Consider the following 17,872-nt stretch of genomic DNA (forward strand, 5'->3'; position numbering starts at 1 on the left):
TCAGTTATGGACGGCCAGACGGCTGTGACGTCGACCATAAGCGAAGTACACGATGCCACCGAGTACGAGCCATAGTGCGAAGCGTACATAAGTGATACCTGGCAGACCCCAGATCAGCCAGCAGGAAAAACCCACGCCGATGATCGGCACCAGCGGGACCAGAGGAGTGCGGAAGGGTCGCGCCAGTTCGGGTCGACGCCAGCGCAGGACAGCCACCGCGCTGCAGATCACGATAAAGGCGCCGAGTACGCCGATGTTCACCAGTTTGGCCAGTTCGTCCAGCGGGAACAGGCCCGAAGCGACTGCCGTCACCAGGCCAAGCAGGAACGTGGTGCGATGAGGCGTGTGCCAGCGCGGATGGACCTTGGCGAACCAGCCAGGCAGCAAGCCGTCGCGCGCGAGCGCGAACCAGATCCGCGCGCCGGCCATCAGATTGGCGAAGATCACGCTGGTGATACCGCATACCGAAGCCAGCGAGATCGCCACCATCACTTGCGGCAAGCCGATTGCGGTGAATGCGCCGGCGACCGGTGCGGCGTTGTCCAGCGAGGTGTACGGCACGATGCCGGTCAGTACCAGACATATCGCGAAGTAAAGCGCCATTGCAATGCCCAGCGAAAGCAGCACGGCTCGCGGCAGATCGCGCTGCGGGTTCTTCGCTTCCTCGGCGGCGGTGGTCAGCATGTCATAGCCGAAGACCGCGAAGAACACCACGGCCGCGCCGGTGACCACGCCATGCATACCGAACGGCATGAACGGATGCCAGCGCTCCGGTTTCACATAGGCCACGCCGGCGATCACGATCAATGCGGCAGCGGCAATCTTGATCGCTACGATCAGGGTATTGAAGCGGGCGCCCCATTGCATCCGCATCGCCAGCACGGCGGTGATTGCCAGCGAGATAACAACGGCGGGCAAATTGAACAGGCGTCCCGGTGCGCTGCCGTAGGCACCTTGCGCCCATACCGGTAACGGTATGCCGGCGGCTTCGAGCAAAGCCTGCACATAGCCAGACCAGCCCACCGCCACGACCGCGGCGATGAGCGCGTATTCCAGCAAAAGATCCCAGCCGATGATCCAGCCGACGAACTCGCCCAGCACGGCGTAGCCATAGGTGTAGGCACTACCGGAGACCGGGATCAATCCGGCGAACTCGGCATAGCACAGCGCGGCGGCGGCACTGGCGATACCGGCGATGAGAAATGAAAGCACCACGGCGGGACCGGCCTGCGTGGCGGCCACGGTACCGGTGAGTACGAAGATGCCGACACCGATGATCCCGCCCAGTCCGATCGCCGTGAGTTGCCATAGCCCCAGTATCCGGCGCAAACCACTGCGCTCGCCAACTTCGCGCTGCATCGTCTCGACCGACTTGCGTCGTGTCATGTCCGCCATCAAACCCATCGTGTCTCTCCCCGGTGACTTGTTCTTTATGGCGCGGCTCAGCGTGGCGGGTAAGGTGTCGCGCCACCGTTGGCAATGAAGCGGTCGATGCGCCGGTTGAGTACCGGCAGCGGCACCGAGCCTGTGGACAGCACCGTATCGTGGAAGGCGCGGATGTCGAATTTTTCGCCCAGCGCGCGTTCGGCGCGTGCACGGCCGTCGCGGATCGCCAGTTCGCCGAGGTAATAGGACAGCGCCTGACCGGGCCATGCGATATAGCGGTCCACCTCGGTCTCGATTTCGTGCCCGGCCAGCGCGGTGTTCTCGCGCAGATAATCCTGCGCCTGCTCGCGCGTCCAGTGCAGGTGATGCAGACCGGTATCGACTACCAGCCGCGCGGCGCGCCACGCCTGGTAGCTGAGATAACCGAAACGTTCGTACGGGGTGTCGTACATACCCATCTCGACACCGAGATATTCCGAGTACAGCGCCCAGCCCTCGCCATAGGCCGAGATATAGCTGTAACGACGGAAGTCCGGCAGACCGTCCATTTCGGCGGCGAGCGGCATCTGCAATGCGTGACCCGGTGAGGATTCGTGCAAGGTCAGCGCCGGCAGTGAGTAAAGCGGGCGCGAGGGAAGGTCGTACGTGTTGACCAGGTAGATGCCTGGTCCGCCTCGGCCGCCCGTGTAGACAGGCGCCAGATCCGCGGGTACCGGTTCGATGGCGAAGCGTCGACGCGGTAGTCGACCGATGTAGTCGCCGACCTTGCCGTCGACCCGCTTGGCGATCCAGGCGGCATCCTTGAGCAGCTCGTCGGGAGTCTTTGCGTAGAAGCGCGGATCGCTGCGCAGGAATTGCAGAAACTCGGCGAAGCTTCCCTTGAATCCGGTCTGCGCGATGGTGTCGAGCATCTGCTGGTGGATGCCAGCCATTTCCTTCAGGCCCAGCGCATGAATCGCCTCCGGGTCCATGTCGAGCGTGGTGTACTCGCTTATCTGCGCACGATAGAACGCGTTTCCGTCAGGGAGATCGTCGGCGGCAAGCGTGTCGCGCGCCTGTTTCATGTACTCGTCGCGCATGAAGGACAGCAGCTTTGCATAGGCCGGAATCACGTCGTGGGCAATCGTCGCCAGCGCCTCGGCGCGCAAGCTGGCCTGTTTCGCCGCCGGAAGGGTCGGCGACATGTTCGCGAACGGTGTGTAGAACAGGTTCCGCTCGCCGGTTTGGGCAACGACATCGGCGATCGCCCGATCGCGGCCTTTCAGGACGATTTTCGGCTGGCTGAATCCTCGCGCGAGCCCTAGCCGCATATTGGCGATCTGTTCGTCGAAATAGCGTGGCATGTCGCGCAGCTTGCCCAGGTAATCGCGATAGCTTGCTTCGGTGGTGAAACGGCCACGGGCCGTGAATCCCAGATCGCTCCAGAACGCCGAGTCGCTGTTGAACGGCATCTGCCAGGTGCAAAAACGCTCGTTGGCCAGCAATACCCCGATCTGTTGCCTGTATACCTCGTAGTTGACCGGGTCCTCGCCGGCGAGCTGGTCCTCGCGGATCGCATCGAGTTCCTTGAGTACGCCGGTCCAGTAACGTTCGCGCGCCGCCTGGCTGGCGGCGTCGACCCTGGGCAGGTGATCGGCGGCAGCTCCCTGGCTGTCTTCGTCGTCGCCGCCTGCAAACTGCGCCTGTCGCCACTGCCATTCACGGGAATACAGCTGATGGAAGCGTGCGGTGGCATCGGTCGCCGCCAACGCCGATGACCGGTCCGGTGCCAGACCGCCGAAGCAGAGAAGAACCAGGCAGACGCCCTGGCGGAGCGGAATCGCTTTCATTCGGGCATCCGTGTTGGCTGGCAGGGGGCGGCGTACTCAGGCATGGATCGCGAATGGCTGGTCGATCGCGGGCGATGGCGAAGTGAACCAGGCGGCTCCTCCTTCGGTAACGTGGAAATGGTCTTCAAGACGGATGCCGAAACGCGTGGGCACGACGATCATCGGTTCGTCGCTGCAACACATGCCCGGTTCCAGCGGCGTGTTGTCGCCACGCACCAGATAAGGCGTTTCGTGAATGCTCAGGCCACAGCCATGGCCCGTGCGATGGGGCAGGCCGGGCAATCGATAGTCGGGGCCGAGGCCGCCAGCCTCGAGTACGCGACGCGCGGCGGCATCGACATCGCCGCAATGCACACCGGGCCGCACCGCGTCGAACGCGGCCTGTTGCGCGGCCTGTTCGAGATCCCATATGCGCGCCTGCTCGGCGGTCGGTTTGCCGAAGATGTAGGTACGTGTGATATCCGACTGATAACCATGCACGCTGCAGCCGGTATCGATAAGTACCAGCTCGTTCTCGCCGAGGAACTGCTCGCCGGGGATACCGTGCGGATAGGCGGTGGCATGTCCGAACTGAACGATGCAGAAGGTCGATCCGCCATCCGCGCCCAGGGCTCGATGGGCCTGATCGATAAAGCGCTTGATTTCGCCGGTGCCGATCCCTTCGCGAATCAGGCCGGCAGCCAGACGATGGACCTGCAGGGTCATCGCGGTGGCTTGCCGCATCAGCGCCAGTTCGGCTGGCGATTTCCGCATGCGGCAGCCGTCGACAATCCCGCTCGCGTCGACGATGGCGCGTTGCCCCAGTTGTTTGCGCAGCCGTTCGTACACCAGGAACGATGCGGCCGGGTCCAGCGCCAGTCGATGTGCGCCACGTTCCGCGAGCAGGTCGGCCACCAGCCCCTGGGGATCTTCGTGTTCCTCCCACATCCGCAACCGGGCGGGAATTTTCAGCTCATGGCTGAGCGATCCTTCCTCGAACGCGGGACAGATCAGCACCGGTTCGCCGTGCATCGTTACCAGCAGCGCCACCAGTCGTTCGCTGGCAGCCCATGGCACGCCGGCGAAATAGCGAAGCGAGGTACCGGCCGTGATGAGCAGCGCATCGTCGCCCCGTTCGTGCATGAGCCGGCGCGCCCGATCCAGCCGCTGCTGGTATTCGTCGGCGTCGATGGCCGGCGCGCGAGCGGACCACGGACGCAACGCGGCTTGCGCGTCGACAGGACTGAGGCCACCAATTTGCGCGTTGCTCATGCGTTGCCACCGATGTCGTTCTGGCTCCAGCGGCCATCGATCAGCCGCTGCACGTTGCCCGGGTTGCTATCGCGAAGTTCGATCGGCAACAGCGCTTCGGGAACGCCGTCGTAGCTGTGCAACGCGGCAAAGCGATGGATCGACGCAGGCATACCTACAGCGGTGAATCCCGGATGGCCGGTGCTGGGATAGGGCCCGCCATGGTTCATCGCCGCGCTTACCGCGACGCCGGTCGGCATCTTGTTGGCGATCAGCCTGCCGACTTTGTGACGCAACGCCAGGGCAATCGTTTGCCATGCCGCATCGTCGCTGCCGTCGGCGGCGCGATACAGGGTGCCGGTGAGGTTGCCTTCGAACGTCGTGACAAGCGCTGCCATCGCTTGCGTATCGGCAGCCCGCACGATCAGGCTGACCGGCCCGAATGCCTCGGTCTGCAATGCGCCGGGCGAGGCCTGGAAGGTTTCCGCGTCGACGACGAGCAAGGTGGGTTCATGGAGATAGCCGTCGCCATCGCCTGTTCCGCCGCCGGCCAGCACCGTCGCTCCCGCCTCGCGCAAATCGGCGACCGCACGGACCAGATGGTCCCGTACGCCGCGCGAGAACAGCACTTTCGGTGCGGCAGCGGCGAACAGCGCGCGGACGCTGGTCACGAAAGTATCGCCTCGCGGTCCTTCGGGCACGACGACGATGCCCGGATTCGTACAGAACTGGCCACTGCCCATGACGCATGAGGCGAAGAATTCCTGCGCCAGCGCATCGCCTCGTTCGGCCAGTGCGCCGGGCAGAAGAAAGACCGGATTGACGCTCGACAACTCCGCATATATCGGCACGCCGCTGCGATCGGCGGCGGCCTTCAGTGCCAGTCCGCCTGTACGGCTTCCGGTAAAGCCGATCGCACCCAGCCGCGTATCGCCAGCGAGTCCGATGCCGTGGGCATTGTCGAAGTGATACAGCAACTGCACCGCGGCGGCAGGCAAACCTGCTTCCGTGAGCGCGGTATGCGCCAACTGAGCAAGCCGCTGGCTGGTGGCGGGATGCGACGGATGTGCCTTGGCGATGACGGGATTGCGCGCAGCAATCGCCGAGGCGAAATCGCTGCCGGCAATCGCATTGAAGGCGTACGGGAAATTGTTGGGACCGAAGATCAGTACGGGTTTGGCAAGCGGCGCCCGATGGGCACGCAGACCCGCGACGGTGTCGATGGTCGGCTGGGTCCATGTGTAACCGCGTACCGCTTTCGCTGCCTGCCGCAGCTGGCCACTGGCGCGAGGCAGTTCCACCGTGCGCAGTCGCGGTTCGACGGGCAACGCGGTTTCGGCGTGCGCCAGTGCAACCAGCGTGTCGACATCCGCGTCGATCGCATCGGCATAGCGATCGAGGAAATCGGCAATGCGAGTGGCCGGCGTGGCGGCCATTTCATCGGCCACCGCCACGGCGGCGCGCATCGCCGCTTCGAGATCCGCCGGACCGCTGACCGGAAATTCCGGCCCGATGGCGGTTGCCCTGCTCGGGTCTTCGGCACGGAATCCGCCTTGCGGATCGAGCGGTGCGCGCCAGCTACCGCCTACCAGCACCGGCTCGAATGCATTCATCTCAATGCCCCGGGTAAGTAGCGATAGCGCGATCGATGACCTTCAGTGCGGCATCGCGTTCGGCGCCAGCGACCGGCAGGCGCGGTGCGCGCACGCGTTCGCTGCCCATGCCGACTTTTTCCTGTACCAGTTTGATCAACTGCACGAAGGTCGGCACGGTATCCAGACGCAGCAGGGGCAGGAACCATGCATACAGCGATTCGGCGGCTTTGGGACCACCATCGCGGGCCAGCTCGAACAGCTTTACCGATTCCTTCGGGTAGGCATTGACCAGTCCCGCGACCCAGCCTACCGCGCCCATGCTGACGCCTTCGACGATGGCATCGTCCATGCCCACCAGCAACTGCAGACGATCGCCAAGCAGAGCGCGGATGCCAGCGAAACGACGCACGTCGCCGGAGGATTCCTTGACGGCCTGGAGATTCGGAAACTCGGCGGCCAGTTCGGCCATCTGCGCCGGACTGAAATCGGTCTTGTAAGCGACGGGGTTGTTATAAAGCATGCAAGGCAGATCGGTGGCGCCGATCACGGCGCGCACATGGGTGCCCATTTCACGCCAGTCGGTGGAATACACATAGGGCGGCAACACCATCAGGCCGCGACAACCAATCGCCTTGGCTTCTTTCGCCAGTTTCACCGCTTCGGCCGTGGACAGGGACGCAATGCCGGGAATCACCGGCGCGCGTCCGTCGAGCGCTTCGACCAGAGTGCGCAGGATCGCGAGCTTTTCATCGAAGCTCAGCGTCGCGGCTTCGCCCAGCGAACCCAGCGGTACGATCCCCTTGCCGCCGGCATCGATCATCTGGCGCGCGTGGCTTGCAAGGAAGACGTGATCGACCTGGCCGTCGGCGGTGAACGGTGTGGTGATAGCGGGCAGCACACCGTGCCATAGGGAAGCGTTGTTCATGCGGTCATTCCTCGATCGTTGCAAGGGAAAAGAAGTCGGTATCGCCCAGCGTGGATAGCCGGGCTGGAAATAGCGGCGGGCGTTGCCCGCCGCCGGGAAATCGGCCAAGTTCGGCCAGTGCGGCGCCGCAGACGCGGCCCTGGCACGCGCCCATGCCGCAACGCGTGGCGAGTTTGGCGCTGCGTGCATCCGTATAGCCGTCCAGATCGGAAAGCGCGACGTCTTCGCAGCGACAGATCAGCGTGTCCGGTGTGGCCAGCGCATGGACGCGAGCGTCGAGCGCGAAGTGCGTACGCAGCGCCTCGGCGAAAGCGCGGGCACGGCGTCGACGGAGTTGCAAGGCCATGGCGGCGGATCGTGCGCCGGCAGCGGCATGTCCGGCGATCGCTCCTTCGACGCGTGCGCTGTCACGACCGCCGATGCCGCAGACTTCACCCGCCGCGTAGACGGTGTCGATGTTCGTTTGCTGCCAGTTGTCGGTGGACACCTGGGGATGCGCGTCTTCCCATCGCAATTTGCATCCCAGCAGTTGCGCCAGTTCCACATTGGGTAGCAGGCCGTAGCCGATGGCTAACTGATCGCATGGAACCTGTTCGATTCCGTGGGGGCCGTCCAGTTCGACAGTGCGCACGGTGTTGTCGCCAAGGGCACGACGCACCACGCTACCGCATCGATACGGCACGGCTGCCAGCTGACCGCGAAGCAGGGCCGCCTGGATCGCCTTGGCCGGCCAGCGCCACAGGGAGCCGGCGAAACGACGCACCGCATCGGCACCGGCCTGTTCGTAAATGCCCAGTACGGTCGCGCCGTGGCGTTTTGCGGTGGCGGCGGCAGCCAGCAACAACGGTCCGCTGCCGGCAATCAGCACACGGCGACCCGCCAGCGGCCAACCTTGCTTGGCCAGCGCCTGCAAGCCACCGGCGCCGGTAACGCCGGGCAGGGTCCAGCCGGGGAACGGCAGCAATAATTCGCGCGCGCCGGTGGCAAGAACCAATGCGCCATAGTCCAGCCGGCTGCCGCGCCGGGGATCTTCCACCAACAGGCTGCCGGTCTCGGCGGCGACGACCTGCGTTCGCGCCAGCCAGTCCACGCGCGAATGCATCAGCGCTCCCTCGATGCTGCGACGAGCCAACGACGGTGCGGCATGTCGCACATCGTGACGCCATACCTGGCCGCCTGCGGTGGCCTGCGCATCGATCAGTCCAACCCGCGCGCCATGGCTGGCGGCGGCCTGTGCGGCGGCCAGCCCCGCAGGACCGGCACCGACGACGAGAACGTCGTAGTACTCATTCATGGGTGGATACCCGCATGCCGTCGTGCACCGGCCACATGCAGGCGCGTTGTTGCGCAATGCCGTCGATGCGTACGCGGCATTCGAAACACACACCCATGCCACACAGCGGCGCCCGCCACTGGCCGCTTATCGAGCGGCGGAATGGAATACCCAGCGTGGCAATGGCCGCCGCCACGCTGGCACCCGCAGGCACGTCAACGGGTTGATCGTCGACGAACAGGCGGATGGTCGAGATGGCATTCATGCCGCAACCCGCGCGGGATCGTAAGGAGTGGCGTCGATAGCGGTGGCGCGCCCCAGTAACTGGTCGACCACCAGGCGCGCACTGCCCAGCGACGTGGTGACGCCAAGACCTTCGTGTCCGGCGGCGACCCATAGCTGGTGCTCGTGCGGCACGCGGCCCAGATAGGGACGTCCATCGGGACTGACCGGTCGGAAACCGGTCCAGATGCGCAGCGCTTCGAGCTGACGTAGCGCGGGAAGAAACCGGAAACTCCGCGCCAGCATGCGGCGCACCATCGGCAGCGATACCTCGGGCGTCGAACTGCCGAACTCGCGTGAGGAACCGATCAGGATCTGTCCGGTCGGGCGCGGCTGCACATTGAAGGCGACACTGCTATCGGCATCGCCATGCGCACTGTCGGCATAGCCCAGTTCCAGCAATTGATGATGCACCAGGCCCGGATGGCGATCGGTAATGACCAGATGACCTTTGCGCGCGCGTAGCGGCAACGTGGGCAGCAGTTGAGCAAGAGCACAGCCGGTAGCGATCAGTGCGGGACCTTGCAGGCGGGTGTCGTCGTCCAGCCGGACGCCGTCATATTCGATGTGTGCCACACGCCGCGAATACATCTGGGCGCCGCGCTCGACCGCGCGATCGACCAGGTGCCGGGCTACCGCAGGGGGATAAACGACCGCTTCGCCAGGCACGCGCATGCCGCCGGCCAAGCCCGGCGCCAGCGCCGGTTCCAGCCGATACAGGGTGTCGCTGTCGATCGCTTCGGTTTCCACACCGGCGGCGGCCAGGCGTGCGCGCTTGGCCGGGATGCTCGCCAGTTCTCGTTCGTCGCTGGCCACCCACAATGTGCCGCAGCGGCTGAATTCGGCTTGCGGCAGGTTGCTCAGCAATTCCCACAGCTCAAGCGAATAACGCGACAGCGCGAGTTCGGCCGGATCGTCGTCCATCGCCACCAGATGACCCATGGCGGCGGCGGTGGCGCCACCGCCGATCGGACCCGGCTCGACGATCGCTACGCGCAGGCCTTCGGCACTGGCGTAGTCCGCGCATGCCGCGCCGATGATGCCCGCGCCAACGACGATCAGGTCATAAGTCTTCACGCCGCGCCGATACCCCAGGCCAGCGGGTCCGTATCGTCGATCCGCAACTGACCCTGCGCCGTGATGTATGCGCTGCCGGTAATCCGCGGTAGCACGCCGCGTGTGCCGGGCACGTACTGCGCCTCGAACACGCTGCCGAGAATCCCGCCCTGACGCCAGACCTGACCGGGTGCCAGTTTGCCGTCCGCCGCAAGGCAGGCCACCTTGGCGCTGGTGCCCGTACCGCACGGCGAGCGGTCGTAGGCCATGCCGGGGCAGAGCACGAAATTGCGCGCGTCGGCATCGTCCTGCCCGGGCGGCCCATTGAGTTCGATATGGTCGATCTCCGCGCCGTCGGCACCGGTAATGCCGGCTCGTTCGAGTGCGTTGCGGATCGCTTCGGTATAGACGGTCAGCTCGCGCTGATGGACCAGGGTCAAGGGCAGCGGGACATCGTTGCTGATGAAAAACCAGTTGCCGCCCCAGGCCACGTCGCCGCGCACCTTGCCATAGCCGGGCACATCGAGCACGGTGTTCGCGGCGTAGCGGTAGCTCTCGACATTGTCGATCGCCACCCGGCCGTCTTCGTACAGTTCCACGCCGACCATGCCCACCGGCGTCTCCAGCAGGTGACGTCCCGGTCCGATGCGGCCGAGGAAGCACAGCGTGCGGATCACGCCGATGGTGCCGTGACCGCACATGCCGAGGTAACCGACATTGTTGAAAAAAATCACCCCGGCGCAGGCGCGCGGGTCCTGGGGAGATACCAGCAGGGCACCGACCATGGTGTCCGAGCCCCGTGGTTCGCAGGCGATGGCCTGGCGCCAGCGGTCGTAGCGGTCGTGACAAAGGCGTCGCCGTTCGGCCAGCGTGCCGGTGCCCAGATCGGGAAAGCCCGCGAGCACGACCCGGGTGGGTTCGCCGCCGGTGTGCGAGTCGATGAAGTCGATGGTGTGCATGGCGTCATGCTCGCGTCACCGCCACCGGGCGTCTAGAAAGCCTTACTGTCATTGAATGCGGAATTCGGCATAACGGCCGGGTCGGAGTAAAACCCCCGCTTTTGGGGTCCCTACTTGCGCAAGCGGGTAAATTGCTGTTTATGATGCGGTGCACAAGCGCTTTGCGATGCCGCGAACGCCGTCGCCGCCGGTCGGGGAGCACATAACACGTATGAAGATTTCAGCCGATGAACTGGAGCCGCTATTCGATGCGCTGCCGGATGTGGTGTTCTTCGTAAAGGACGCCGCGGCGCGCTATACGCATGCCAATCTCACCCTGGTGCGCCGGCTGGGCCTGAAAGGGCGCAGCGAGGTGATCGGCAAGAGTGTCACCGAGTTGTTTCCCACCACCATGGGCGGTTCGTATGCGGCACAGGACAAGCGCGTACTGAGCGGCGAGGTGATCGAAAACCAGCTCGAGGTACACATCTTCAGCAACCGGGCAGCGGGCTGGTGCCTGACCTGCAAGCGGCCGCTGCGAGTGCGCGGCGAGATACGCGGCGTGATCGGCATCTCGCGCGATCTGGGCCAGCCGGACGGACGCCATCCCACCTACGACCGTCTGCGCCGGGTGCTCGACTATATGCAGCAACACTATGCCGAGGGTGTGCGCGTGCACACGCTGGCCGGGTTGGCCGATCTTTCGGTAGCTCAACTGGAACGGCATTTTCGCCGTGTATTTCAGCTCACGCCGCAACAGGTGCTGACTAAGCTCCGGATCGAAGCGGGGATGCGGCTACTGGGAGGCAACGACACCGTGGCATCGATCGGACTGGCCTGCGGTTTCGTCGATCAGAGCGCGTTCGCCCGTCAGTTCAAGGCCACCGTGGGCATGACGCCGCGAGACTATCGCGCCATGGCGGCACTGCGCGGTGAGCGAGGCGAACCCAGGCAAGGCGTTTCCGCTGTGTCGACCGACGACTATATACGGCGCTGATGCGCAACGGCCCGACGGGCGCAGCACATCCGTGCAAGAAATATTTCCTGCTTGCGCGCATAGTCGCGATAATCGCGCCTGGCTCCCACGAGCAACGGAGAGTTTTATGAACAGCTCCACGAATCATCCCCTGAGCGCTTCGTTCGTCGAAGCGCAGCGTCTGCGTTTGATCGCCCTTCGTGCGCAGTTGGTAGGGACGGGCGACGCGGCGGGTGCGGAGGAGCGATTGCTTCAGGACACCGCGGGCGGCGAGGCAGGCGACATCGAAGATGACGCCGAGAAAATGGCGATTCAGGAAAACGACGAAGCCGTGTTCCACCAGTCCGTCAAGCGACTGGACGACGTCAGGCGGGCGCTGGAAAAAATCGACGAAGGCACCTATGGCTTGTCGGACGATAGCGGCGACCCCATTCCCAAAGCACGGCTCGAGGCAATCCCCGAAGCCATCTATACCGTAGACGAAGAACGCGATCATGAGCGCTAACGAACATTTCGAAGTAACGCACACGGACGAGGAATGGCGCCGGTTGCTGACGCCGGAGCAGTATGCCGTCATGCGCGGTCACGGGACGGAACGTCCCGGAAGCTGCAGCCTCCTGCACGAAGAACGAACCGGCGCTTTCGCATGTGCCGGCTGCGGTCAGAAGTTGTTCGTCTCCGGCACGAAATTCGAAAGCGGAACCGGCTGGCCCAGTTTCGACACGCCGGCTCCGGGCTCGACCGAAACCACCGTCGACACCAGCTACGGCATGCAACGCACGGAAGTCCATTGCAGTCGCTGCGGCAGCCACCTGGGGCATGTGTTTCCGGATGGGCCGCCGCCTACCGGGTTGCGTTACTGCATCAATGGTGTGGCGTTGAACTTCGTGCCGGATTGATCCGAAGGTACATGTGGGCGCGGACTCGACAACGCTCCGATGATAGGCAAGACTTTGGGGAATGATGCGTTGGGCGCAGAGGCGAATTTGCCGCTCGACGACGACCCTGGATGCTGCACAAGGACAATAGATGAAGCCGATCCGACTATCGCTGCTTCTTTGCCTCTCCATGACGACGCCCGCTGCGTTTTCGGCGAGTTTCGATTGTGCGAAGGCCGCAAGTTCCACCGAGAAGCTGATCTGTAGTAGCACTTCGCTATCCAATCTGGACTCGCAATTGCAGATTGTCTACGAGAGCGCTGCGAACGCGGCTGCCGCGCCAAGTAAACCAGCACTTCTCAAAGAGCAACGCAACTGGATTCGCTATGTCCGAAACATATGCGAGAACGAGACTTGTCTGGGCGATGCGTACAAATCGCGTATTGCCCTTCTTCAACATAACGACAAGTACCTCGTCAACAAGACATCCTGTGACATTCCCGACGGAAAAACATGCCGCAGCGTCGTGTTCTATCGTGATCCAGCCGCGCGCGTGGAATCCTTCAACCGATCGCTGGTCGAACAAAAACAGGGCGGAAAAATCATCGGATGCAGCAAACTGGTCGACCTCCCGGTGGGCACCGCCAGTGGCAATCATAGTTTCGGTGGTATCTGTATTTTGCAGACGGGCACGTCGCGCAGCGATGTGAAGATTTGTAACGACGACATGGTCGGGCATTTCTCCATACAGAAAGTGGACGCGAAAAGTGCGTCGGAGAAGGACCTGATCGACTTCACCAATACCCAGTGTTTTGGCGGTTGAGATCACGACAAGGAGCGTTACCGTGACGGACATGACGACGGACCAATTGCGAACGGTGTTGTTCTCCACAGAGAACGGAAATAATCGGGCAATCCTCAATACCTTTAGTTATGCGGGGAGCGGAACGAGTACGTATTCGTTCGGCATGCTCCAGTTTGATGTCGGCAGCAATCATGGCAATGTGCAGGGATTTCTTGCTGAGAACGGTTTCTCGCAGGAGCAGATCGCGCAGCTATCGCAGCACGGTGGTCTCAGTGCTGCTGAGGTAAGTGCGCTGAACAGTCAGCTTCGGGCTATACCACAGGAAAGACTTGACACATTCACGGATAGCCAGCTGATAAATAGTGTTGGCCGCATTGGTGACCTTGTCACCACGGTGCAAGGCGCGAACCCGACGATCGGAAGCACCATCGCCAATAGCCTCGAACTGCAGTTGGCGTTGGCCGACTACGACAATCAGTTCGCGATCAGTGGCATCGGCGCGAATGCGCCACCTCGCAATAGCATGTTGTCGTACCTGGAAGGTAATCCCGTCACGCTTCCCGGGGCACATTGCAACTGGGTGACACAATCAGCCGAACCGATATTCAGAGATTTATCGACGCTACCCGCTACGGGGTTGACAATCCGACCTCCGTTGCCAATCGTGAGAGCCGCCTGACCGATGCATTGAACACGCTACCTCTGGATCAGAGCCACGCAGGTGGACAGGGAGCGCCCGGACAGCCTCAAGCTCAGCCTGCGCCACACACTGCTCCGCAACCTGGCCACGAGTCTCTGCATGAAGGTCAACACGACAGTGATGCGGTCCGCACGATGCAGGGACAACTAGCCGGGCTCGGCATCACTGGCCCGATAGTCGTCCACTGACCGCCGATGGCGATTTTGGTCCGGACACGCGGCATGCTGTGCAGTCATTTCAGCGCGCTCATCATCTGAACGATGACGGCATAGTGGGAACGAAGACGCTCGAGACACTGCAAGGCGCTTTGCACGATCAGGCACGTGAGGCGTTCAGTTCGTCGGCGATGCTGGACAACGCATCGCATCCCGGCAATCCGTTGTATGAGCAAGCACGAGCTGCCGTCCACGCATTGGATGCGCGACAGGGACGCACGCCAGACCATCTTAGCGACAACCTCGCAGCGGCCTTGACCGTAGCGGCGCGGGGGCAGGGGTTACAACGAATCGATCATGCTGTCCTGAATGACGATGCGAGCCGTATATGGGCGGTGCAGGGTGACCTCAATTCCGCGTTCAAGCAGTATGCCGATGTCGCGACTGCCCAGGCAGTGAATACCTCCATAGCACAGAGCAGCGCCGCTTGGAACCGGACGGCACAACCGGAGCATATTGCCGCTCAGACACTGCAGAATCAGCAAGTGCAGCAGCACGATTCGATACAGCGCTGAAGACCGTTGGCTGTGCTGCTTCGGTAGCTCCAGCCTCTAGTATTTTGTAAGGGCGCGATTTTTACTGCGCCCTCATCGTAAAGAATCAGGTACATGATCTCCGAATCGTTTCTTCAGACTTATCTCGGCTCGGTTGCACCATGGCTTTACACGGACTCCGTAGCCTGGACCGGCGTCGGCCTGGCCGGTGGCTTCCTCTTCAGTTCACGGTTTATCCTGCAGTGGTTGCAGTCGGAACGCAAAGGCCGTTTGGTGGTTCCATCCATGTTCTGGCACATCAGTTTTTGGGGCAGCCTGCTTTCCCTGATTTATGCCTTACACGTCGATAAATTACCCATCATTCTGAGCTACGTGTTTCTCCCGGCACTGTATGGTCGCAATTTATGGCTTCTACGCAGGGAAAAAAAACAGGGTAACGTTACTGCGGACTTGCAGTAGCGCAGCGACCCGGAAGCCGCTTCGGATACCTCACAACTTGATATATACCCGCTTGCGATCCATAGTCCACGCGATCGCGACCAGAGCCGCAACGATGCCGGCAACGACGAGATGTCGCGTTGTCCTTTCCGTAGCCACTGGCCCGCGCAAAGTCCAAGCAGACTGGTGGCGAGCGAGGGCAGGATGCCGAGTAGCCCTTCGGGGTCGTGTCCGCGGCCGGTGGAGACATCGAACGGGTAAACCGTATGTCCGAGTATCGCGGTACTGCTGGACCCGAAGGGCGTCACCCGGGGACGACAGGTCTTCGCCGTGAGCTATCCGACGTTCGCCGAAGCGTTGTCGCCGAACTCAGTCCCGACTATCACGCATTGTTGAAAGACTGACAGCCGGCCACGCGGTACGCCGTTACCGGCGATCGATCATGGTCAGTACTGAAAACACCATGCCGGTAAGGATCAGGGGCAATAGCGCCATCAATATAGTCATGCCCGGAACAGGGCCGGGTGTGGCGATGAGCTGGCTGACGGTGGCGCGAAAATCGGGAGCGTTCGTCACGAAGATCGTTCCGCCGAGGATCGCCCCCACGTACGGAGCGAAGTTCCACCGGGAACCGTGGACACGGCGGGCGGGCAAGCGGCTGACGACGCGATCGGTAAAGCCGTCGTCGGCCGGTACGTTCAATTCATCCACCAGCGCTTTACGCAGAAAGACGTCCAGAGCGTCGTTGGGTGATTCATGGGGTTCCAGCGGTTTTTTCATGGCGTGTCCTCTGTTGCCCATGCCGCAAGCGACAGGCGGAGTTTCGCCTTGGCTCGCAGAATGCGCGATTTGATCGTACCGATGGCGCTTTCGAGTATTTCGGCAGCTTCGGTATGGCTGCGGTCGAAGTAATAGCACTGCACGATGGCGCTGTATTCTTCGGTCGAAAGTTCGGCCAGAGCGCGCCGGACATCGTTGACGGCGGCAAGATTCTCCGTCACCGGTGCTTCGGCCAACCCAGCGGGTTCTGCAAATGTCGTTGTTGGCCCATTTTTCCTGCGCTGCATCAGGAACTGCCGGTAAGCGATGCTGTGCAGCCAGGTGGAGAACGAAGCCTCTCCGCGATATTGGTCCAGCTTGCGGTAGGCCAGCAGAAAGGTTTCCTGGGCGAGGTCGTCGGCGATGGCCTCATCGCCGGATAGCAGACGACGTAACCAGGCCCGCAAGGGCCCCTGATACCGACGCACAAGAGTAGCGAACGCATGCTGGTCGTTGGCGAGGCGTACACGGGCAACCAGTGCCCGATCGTCCAGCGGGTCGACTGGCACCGGCTTAGTCCGTCCTCACGCCAGTCGTCGTCTGGCCCTGGCTGCGGCGCCGCACATAGAACGTGAGCAGAAAGCCGAGGCCGATCAGCAATGGAATGAACGCGCCCGCCAGAAAGTCCTTGTCGGCCTCGACAGCCCCCACAGCGAGCAGGGCGACGCCCAGCATGGCCAGGATCGCGCCCCAGCGGAAATCGCTCCAGTCGTCCTTGCTGTCGAGCAGGTCCAGGTCAGGGGTATGGCCTTGTTCGAGCATGCGAATCGCGAACTCCTGCCGGGATCGATGCTTGCGCAACTTAAAGCGCAGCACCAGCCCGACTACGAATACTGGCCCGCCCAGGGCCAGTACGATGGTGAGTAGCCCGGTTAACGAATCGAACACGTCGCTCATGGCGCCTGCCTTCCTTTAAGTCTGCGAGTTAGGGGTATCGAAGCTTAGATGCAGTGGGAGGGGCCATTGGATTCATACAGGAAACCCGGGCAGGTTACGCCAGGCCGGCGACGTACGGTGCCTGCCTGTAAGCCGTCTTTGCAATGCCATTGAACCAGCGCAGTCTGAAATAGGCCGGTAACCCGAGAATCAGTGTCCTGCTGCTCACCGGGTGCAGATCGTTCTTTGCCGTATCCAGCGGCACATGGTGGTCGTGGTCGCTGGTGGCTTCGGGACGCTTTCCCATCCAGCTCACCCGGCTCCGCATGGAGCCGCTGCGCTCGCGCTTCGCCTGAATCGCTTCTTCATAAGGAAACGATACATCGCGATCATGTTCGCGAAAGAGCCCTTCCTGCCAGGCGAACAGCGATTGCAGCCGGGCGTGGTGACTGAAGTGGGGCACGATGCGCAACGGTCGCAGCAGCGACGCCAGCGTCAGGTCCGCTGCCGTGAATTGCGCGCCCACCAGAAAACCGTCTCGCTCTAGCCGATCCGCAATCGGTATCAGAAGCGCTTCAAGTTTCTCGTAGATACGATCATGCCGGTTGCGATGAAAGTGAAAGCGCAACGTCAGCATCATGCCAAGCACCGGGGAAGCGACCGTGCGCCACCCGCGACGCGCGAACAGGCCGCCCAGAACATCCGGCACGAACAACTGAGCGAGGGTCTGCGGGCATTCCATGATCAGCTGCGTATAGCCGAGCCGTCGCGCATATAAACCAAGCGTGGAATCGAGGCGAAGCATCCATTGCCAGACCTGGTCGCGTTCGACCGGATCGCTCGGGAACAGGGGATGTTCCGGATAGGTTTCGTCAAGGTATCGAATGATCGGCGACGAATCGCTTATGGCTATGCCGGTCGCCGTATCGTTAATCAGCGGTACGGTCTGGGGACAGTCGAAGTGCCGCATTTCTTTTTTGGTGAACGCGACGATGTCGATGCCGCGCCACGGCAGTTTCTTGAAGTCCAGCGCCCAGCGGACTTTTTCCACATAGTGCGACCAGTGCAATTTGTACAGATCGATCATGCCGTTCCCCTTGCGCGTTCCCCACGGATGGGGGCGCCCTTGCGGCCTTGCAAGCTGCGTTGGGTTGGGG

20 protein-coding genes are annotated in these 17,872 nt (G+C 62.6%); 7 read left to right on the forward strand and 13 right to left on the reverse strand.

The window, feature by feature from the left end:
• From AC3IR3_RS09885 to AC3IR3_RS09925, 9 genes are read right to left on the reverse strand one after another with little or no spacing between them, the layout of a single operon-like run.
• Positions 1-1,404, reverse strand: a complete 1,404-nt coding sequence (locus tag AC3IR3_RS09885; RefSeq protein WP_489196707.1) for an amino acid permease — start codon at positions 1,402-1,404, stop codon at positions 1-3.
• A gap of 38 nt (positions 1,405-1,442) precedes the next feature.
• Positions 1,443-3,215, reverse strand: coding sequence for a DUF885 domain-containing protein (locus tag AC3IR3_RS09890; RefSeq protein ID WP_489196708.1), 1,773 nt, complete (start codon positions 3,213-3,215; stop codon positions 1,443-1,445).
• A gap of 36 nt (positions 3,216-3,251) precedes the next feature.
• Entirely contained in the window at positions 3,252-4,466 is a 1,215-nt protein-coding gene (locus AC3IR3_RS09895) for a M24 family metallopeptidase (protein ID WP_489196709.1), read from the reverse strand.
• Complete coding sequence (locus AC3IR3_RS09900; RefSeq protein WP_489196710.1) at positions 4,463-6,058, reverse strand: aldehyde dehydrogenase family protein; 1,596 nt, start codon at positions 6,056-6,058, stop codon at positions 4,463-4,465. Before AC3IR3_RS09900 ends, AC3IR3_RS09895 begins: the two co-directional genes overlap by 4 nt.
• Position 6,059: 1 nt before the next feature.
• Complete coding sequence (locus AC3IR3_RS09905) at positions 6,060-6,965, reverse strand: dihydrodipicolinate synthase family protein (RefSeq protein WP_489196711.1); 906 nt, start codon at positions 6,963-6,965, stop codon at positions 6,060-6,062.
• Positions 6,966-6,969: 4 nt separating this feature from the next.
• Complete coding sequence (locus AC3IR3_RS09910) at positions 6,970-8,259, reverse strand: FAD-dependent oxidoreductase (RefSeq protein ID WP_489196712.1); 1,290 nt, start codon at positions 8,257-8,259, stop codon at positions 6,970-6,972.
• Positions 8,252-8,503, reverse strand: coding sequence for a (2Fe-2S)-binding protein (locus AC3IR3_RS09915; protein ID WP_489196713.1), 252 nt, complete (start codon positions 8,501-8,503; stop codon positions 8,252-8,254). Before AC3IR3_RS09915 ends, AC3IR3_RS09910 begins: the two co-directional genes overlap by 8 nt.
• Positions 8,500-9,615 carry an NAD(P)/FAD-dependent oxidoreductase gene (locus tag AC3IR3_RS09920; RefSeq protein WP_489196905.1) on the reverse strand — a complete coding sequence of 372 codons (1,116 nt, stop codon included), beginning with the start codon at positions 9,613-9,615 and terminating at the stop codon, positions 8,500-8,502. Before AC3IR3_RS09920 ends, AC3IR3_RS09915 begins: the two co-directional genes overlap by 4 nt.
• On the reverse strand, positions 9,594-10,535 hold the full coding sequence (locus AC3IR3_RS09925; protein WP_489196714.1) for a proline racemase family protein: 942 nt from the start codon (positions 10,533-10,535) through the stop codon (positions 9,594-9,596). The genes AC3IR3_RS09920 and AC3IR3_RS09925 overlap by 22 nt, the downstream gene beginning before the upstream one ends.
• Before the next feature lie 211 nt (positions 10,536-10,746).
• On the opposite strand from AC3IR3_RS09925, the gene AC3IR3_RS09930 reads away from it, so the two are divergent.
• The 7 genes from AC3IR3_RS09930 (at position 10,747) to AC3IR3_RS09960 (ending at position 15,041) form a co-directional block, all read left to right on the forward strand.
• Entirely contained in the window at positions 10,747-11,511 is a 765-nt protein-coding gene (locus AC3IR3_RS09930) for an AraC family transcriptional regulator (RefSeq protein WP_489196715.1), read from the forward strand.
• Between the two features lie 106 nt (positions 11,512-11,617).
• Complete coding sequence (locus AC3IR3_RS09935; protein ID WP_489196716.1) at positions 11,618-11,995, forward strand: TraR/DksA family transcriptional regulator; 378 nt, start codon at positions 11,618-11,620, stop codon at positions 11,993-11,995.
• Positions 11,985-12,389 carry a peptide-methionine (R)-S-oxide reductase MsrB gene (msrB, locus tag AC3IR3_RS09940; RefSeq protein ID WP_489196717.1) on the forward strand — a complete coding sequence of 135 codons (405 nt, stop codon included), beginning with the start codon at positions 11,985-11,987 and terminating at the stop codon, positions 12,387-12,389. Before AC3IR3_RS09935 ends, msrB begins: the two co-directional genes overlap by 11 nt.
• Positions 12,390-12,519: 130 nt before the next feature.
• On the forward strand, positions 12,520-13,191 hold the full coding sequence (locus AC3IR3_RS09945; RefSeq protein ID WP_489196718.1) for a lysozyme inhibitor LprI family protein: 672 nt from the start codon (positions 12,520-12,522) through the stop codon (positions 13,189-13,191).
• 22 nt (positions 13,192-13,213) lie between these two features.
• Entirely contained in the window at positions 13,214-13,852 is a 639-nt protein-coding gene (locus tag AC3IR3_RS09950) for a hypothetical protein (RefSeq protein WP_489196719.1), read from the forward strand.
• 247 nt (positions 13,853-14,099) lie between these two features.
• Complete coding sequence (locus tag AC3IR3_RS09955; protein WP_489196720.1) at positions 14,100-14,603, forward strand: XVIPCD domain-containing protein; 504 nt, start codon at positions 14,100-14,102, stop codon at positions 14,601-14,603.
• A 93-nt stretch (positions 14,604-14,696) separates the two neighbouring features.
• Positions 14,697-15,041, forward strand: coding sequence for a lipid-A-disaccharide synthase N-terminal domain-containing protein (locus AC3IR3_RS09960; RefSeq protein WP_489196721.1), 345 nt, complete (start codon positions 14,697-14,699; stop codon positions 15,039-15,041).
• Between the two features lie 405 nt (positions 15,042-15,446).
• Here AC3IR3_RS09960 and AC3IR3_RS09965 read toward each other — a convergent pair whose 3' ends face one another.
• The 4 genes from AC3IR3_RS09965 to AC3IR3_RS09980 all read right to left on the reverse strand — a co-directional run bounded on the left by AC3IR3_RS09965 (position 15,447) and on the right by AC3IR3_RS09980 (position 17,802).
• Positions 15,447-15,800 carry a hypothetical protein gene (locus AC3IR3_RS09965; protein WP_489196722.1) on the reverse strand — a complete coding sequence of 118 codons (354 nt, stop codon included), beginning with the start codon at positions 15,798-15,800 and terminating at the stop codon, positions 15,447-15,449.
• Positions 15,797-16,348: an RNA polymerase sigma factor gene (locus AC3IR3_RS09970; RefSeq protein WP_489196723.1), complete on the reverse strand. Its 552-nt coding sequence runs from the start codon at positions 16,346-16,348 to the stop codon at positions 15,797-15,799. The genes AC3IR3_RS09965 and AC3IR3_RS09970 overlap by 4 nt, the downstream gene beginning before the upstream one ends.
• A gap of 4 nt (positions 16,349-16,352) precedes the next feature.
• Positions 16,353-16,736: a DUF6249 domain-containing protein gene (locus tag AC3IR3_RS09975; RefSeq protein WP_489196724.1), complete on the reverse strand. Its 384-nt coding sequence runs from the start codon at positions 16,734-16,736 to the stop codon at positions 16,353-16,355.
• Positions 16,737-16,830: 94 nt separating this feature from the next.
• Entirely contained in the window at positions 16,831-17,802 is a 972-nt protein-coding gene (locus tag AC3IR3_RS09980) for a glutathione S-transferase family protein (protein ID WP_489196725.1), read from the reverse strand.
• Positions 17,803-17,872: the final 70 nt, after the last annotated feature.

This window comes from Luteibacter sp. GL_149, assembly GCF_057834065.1.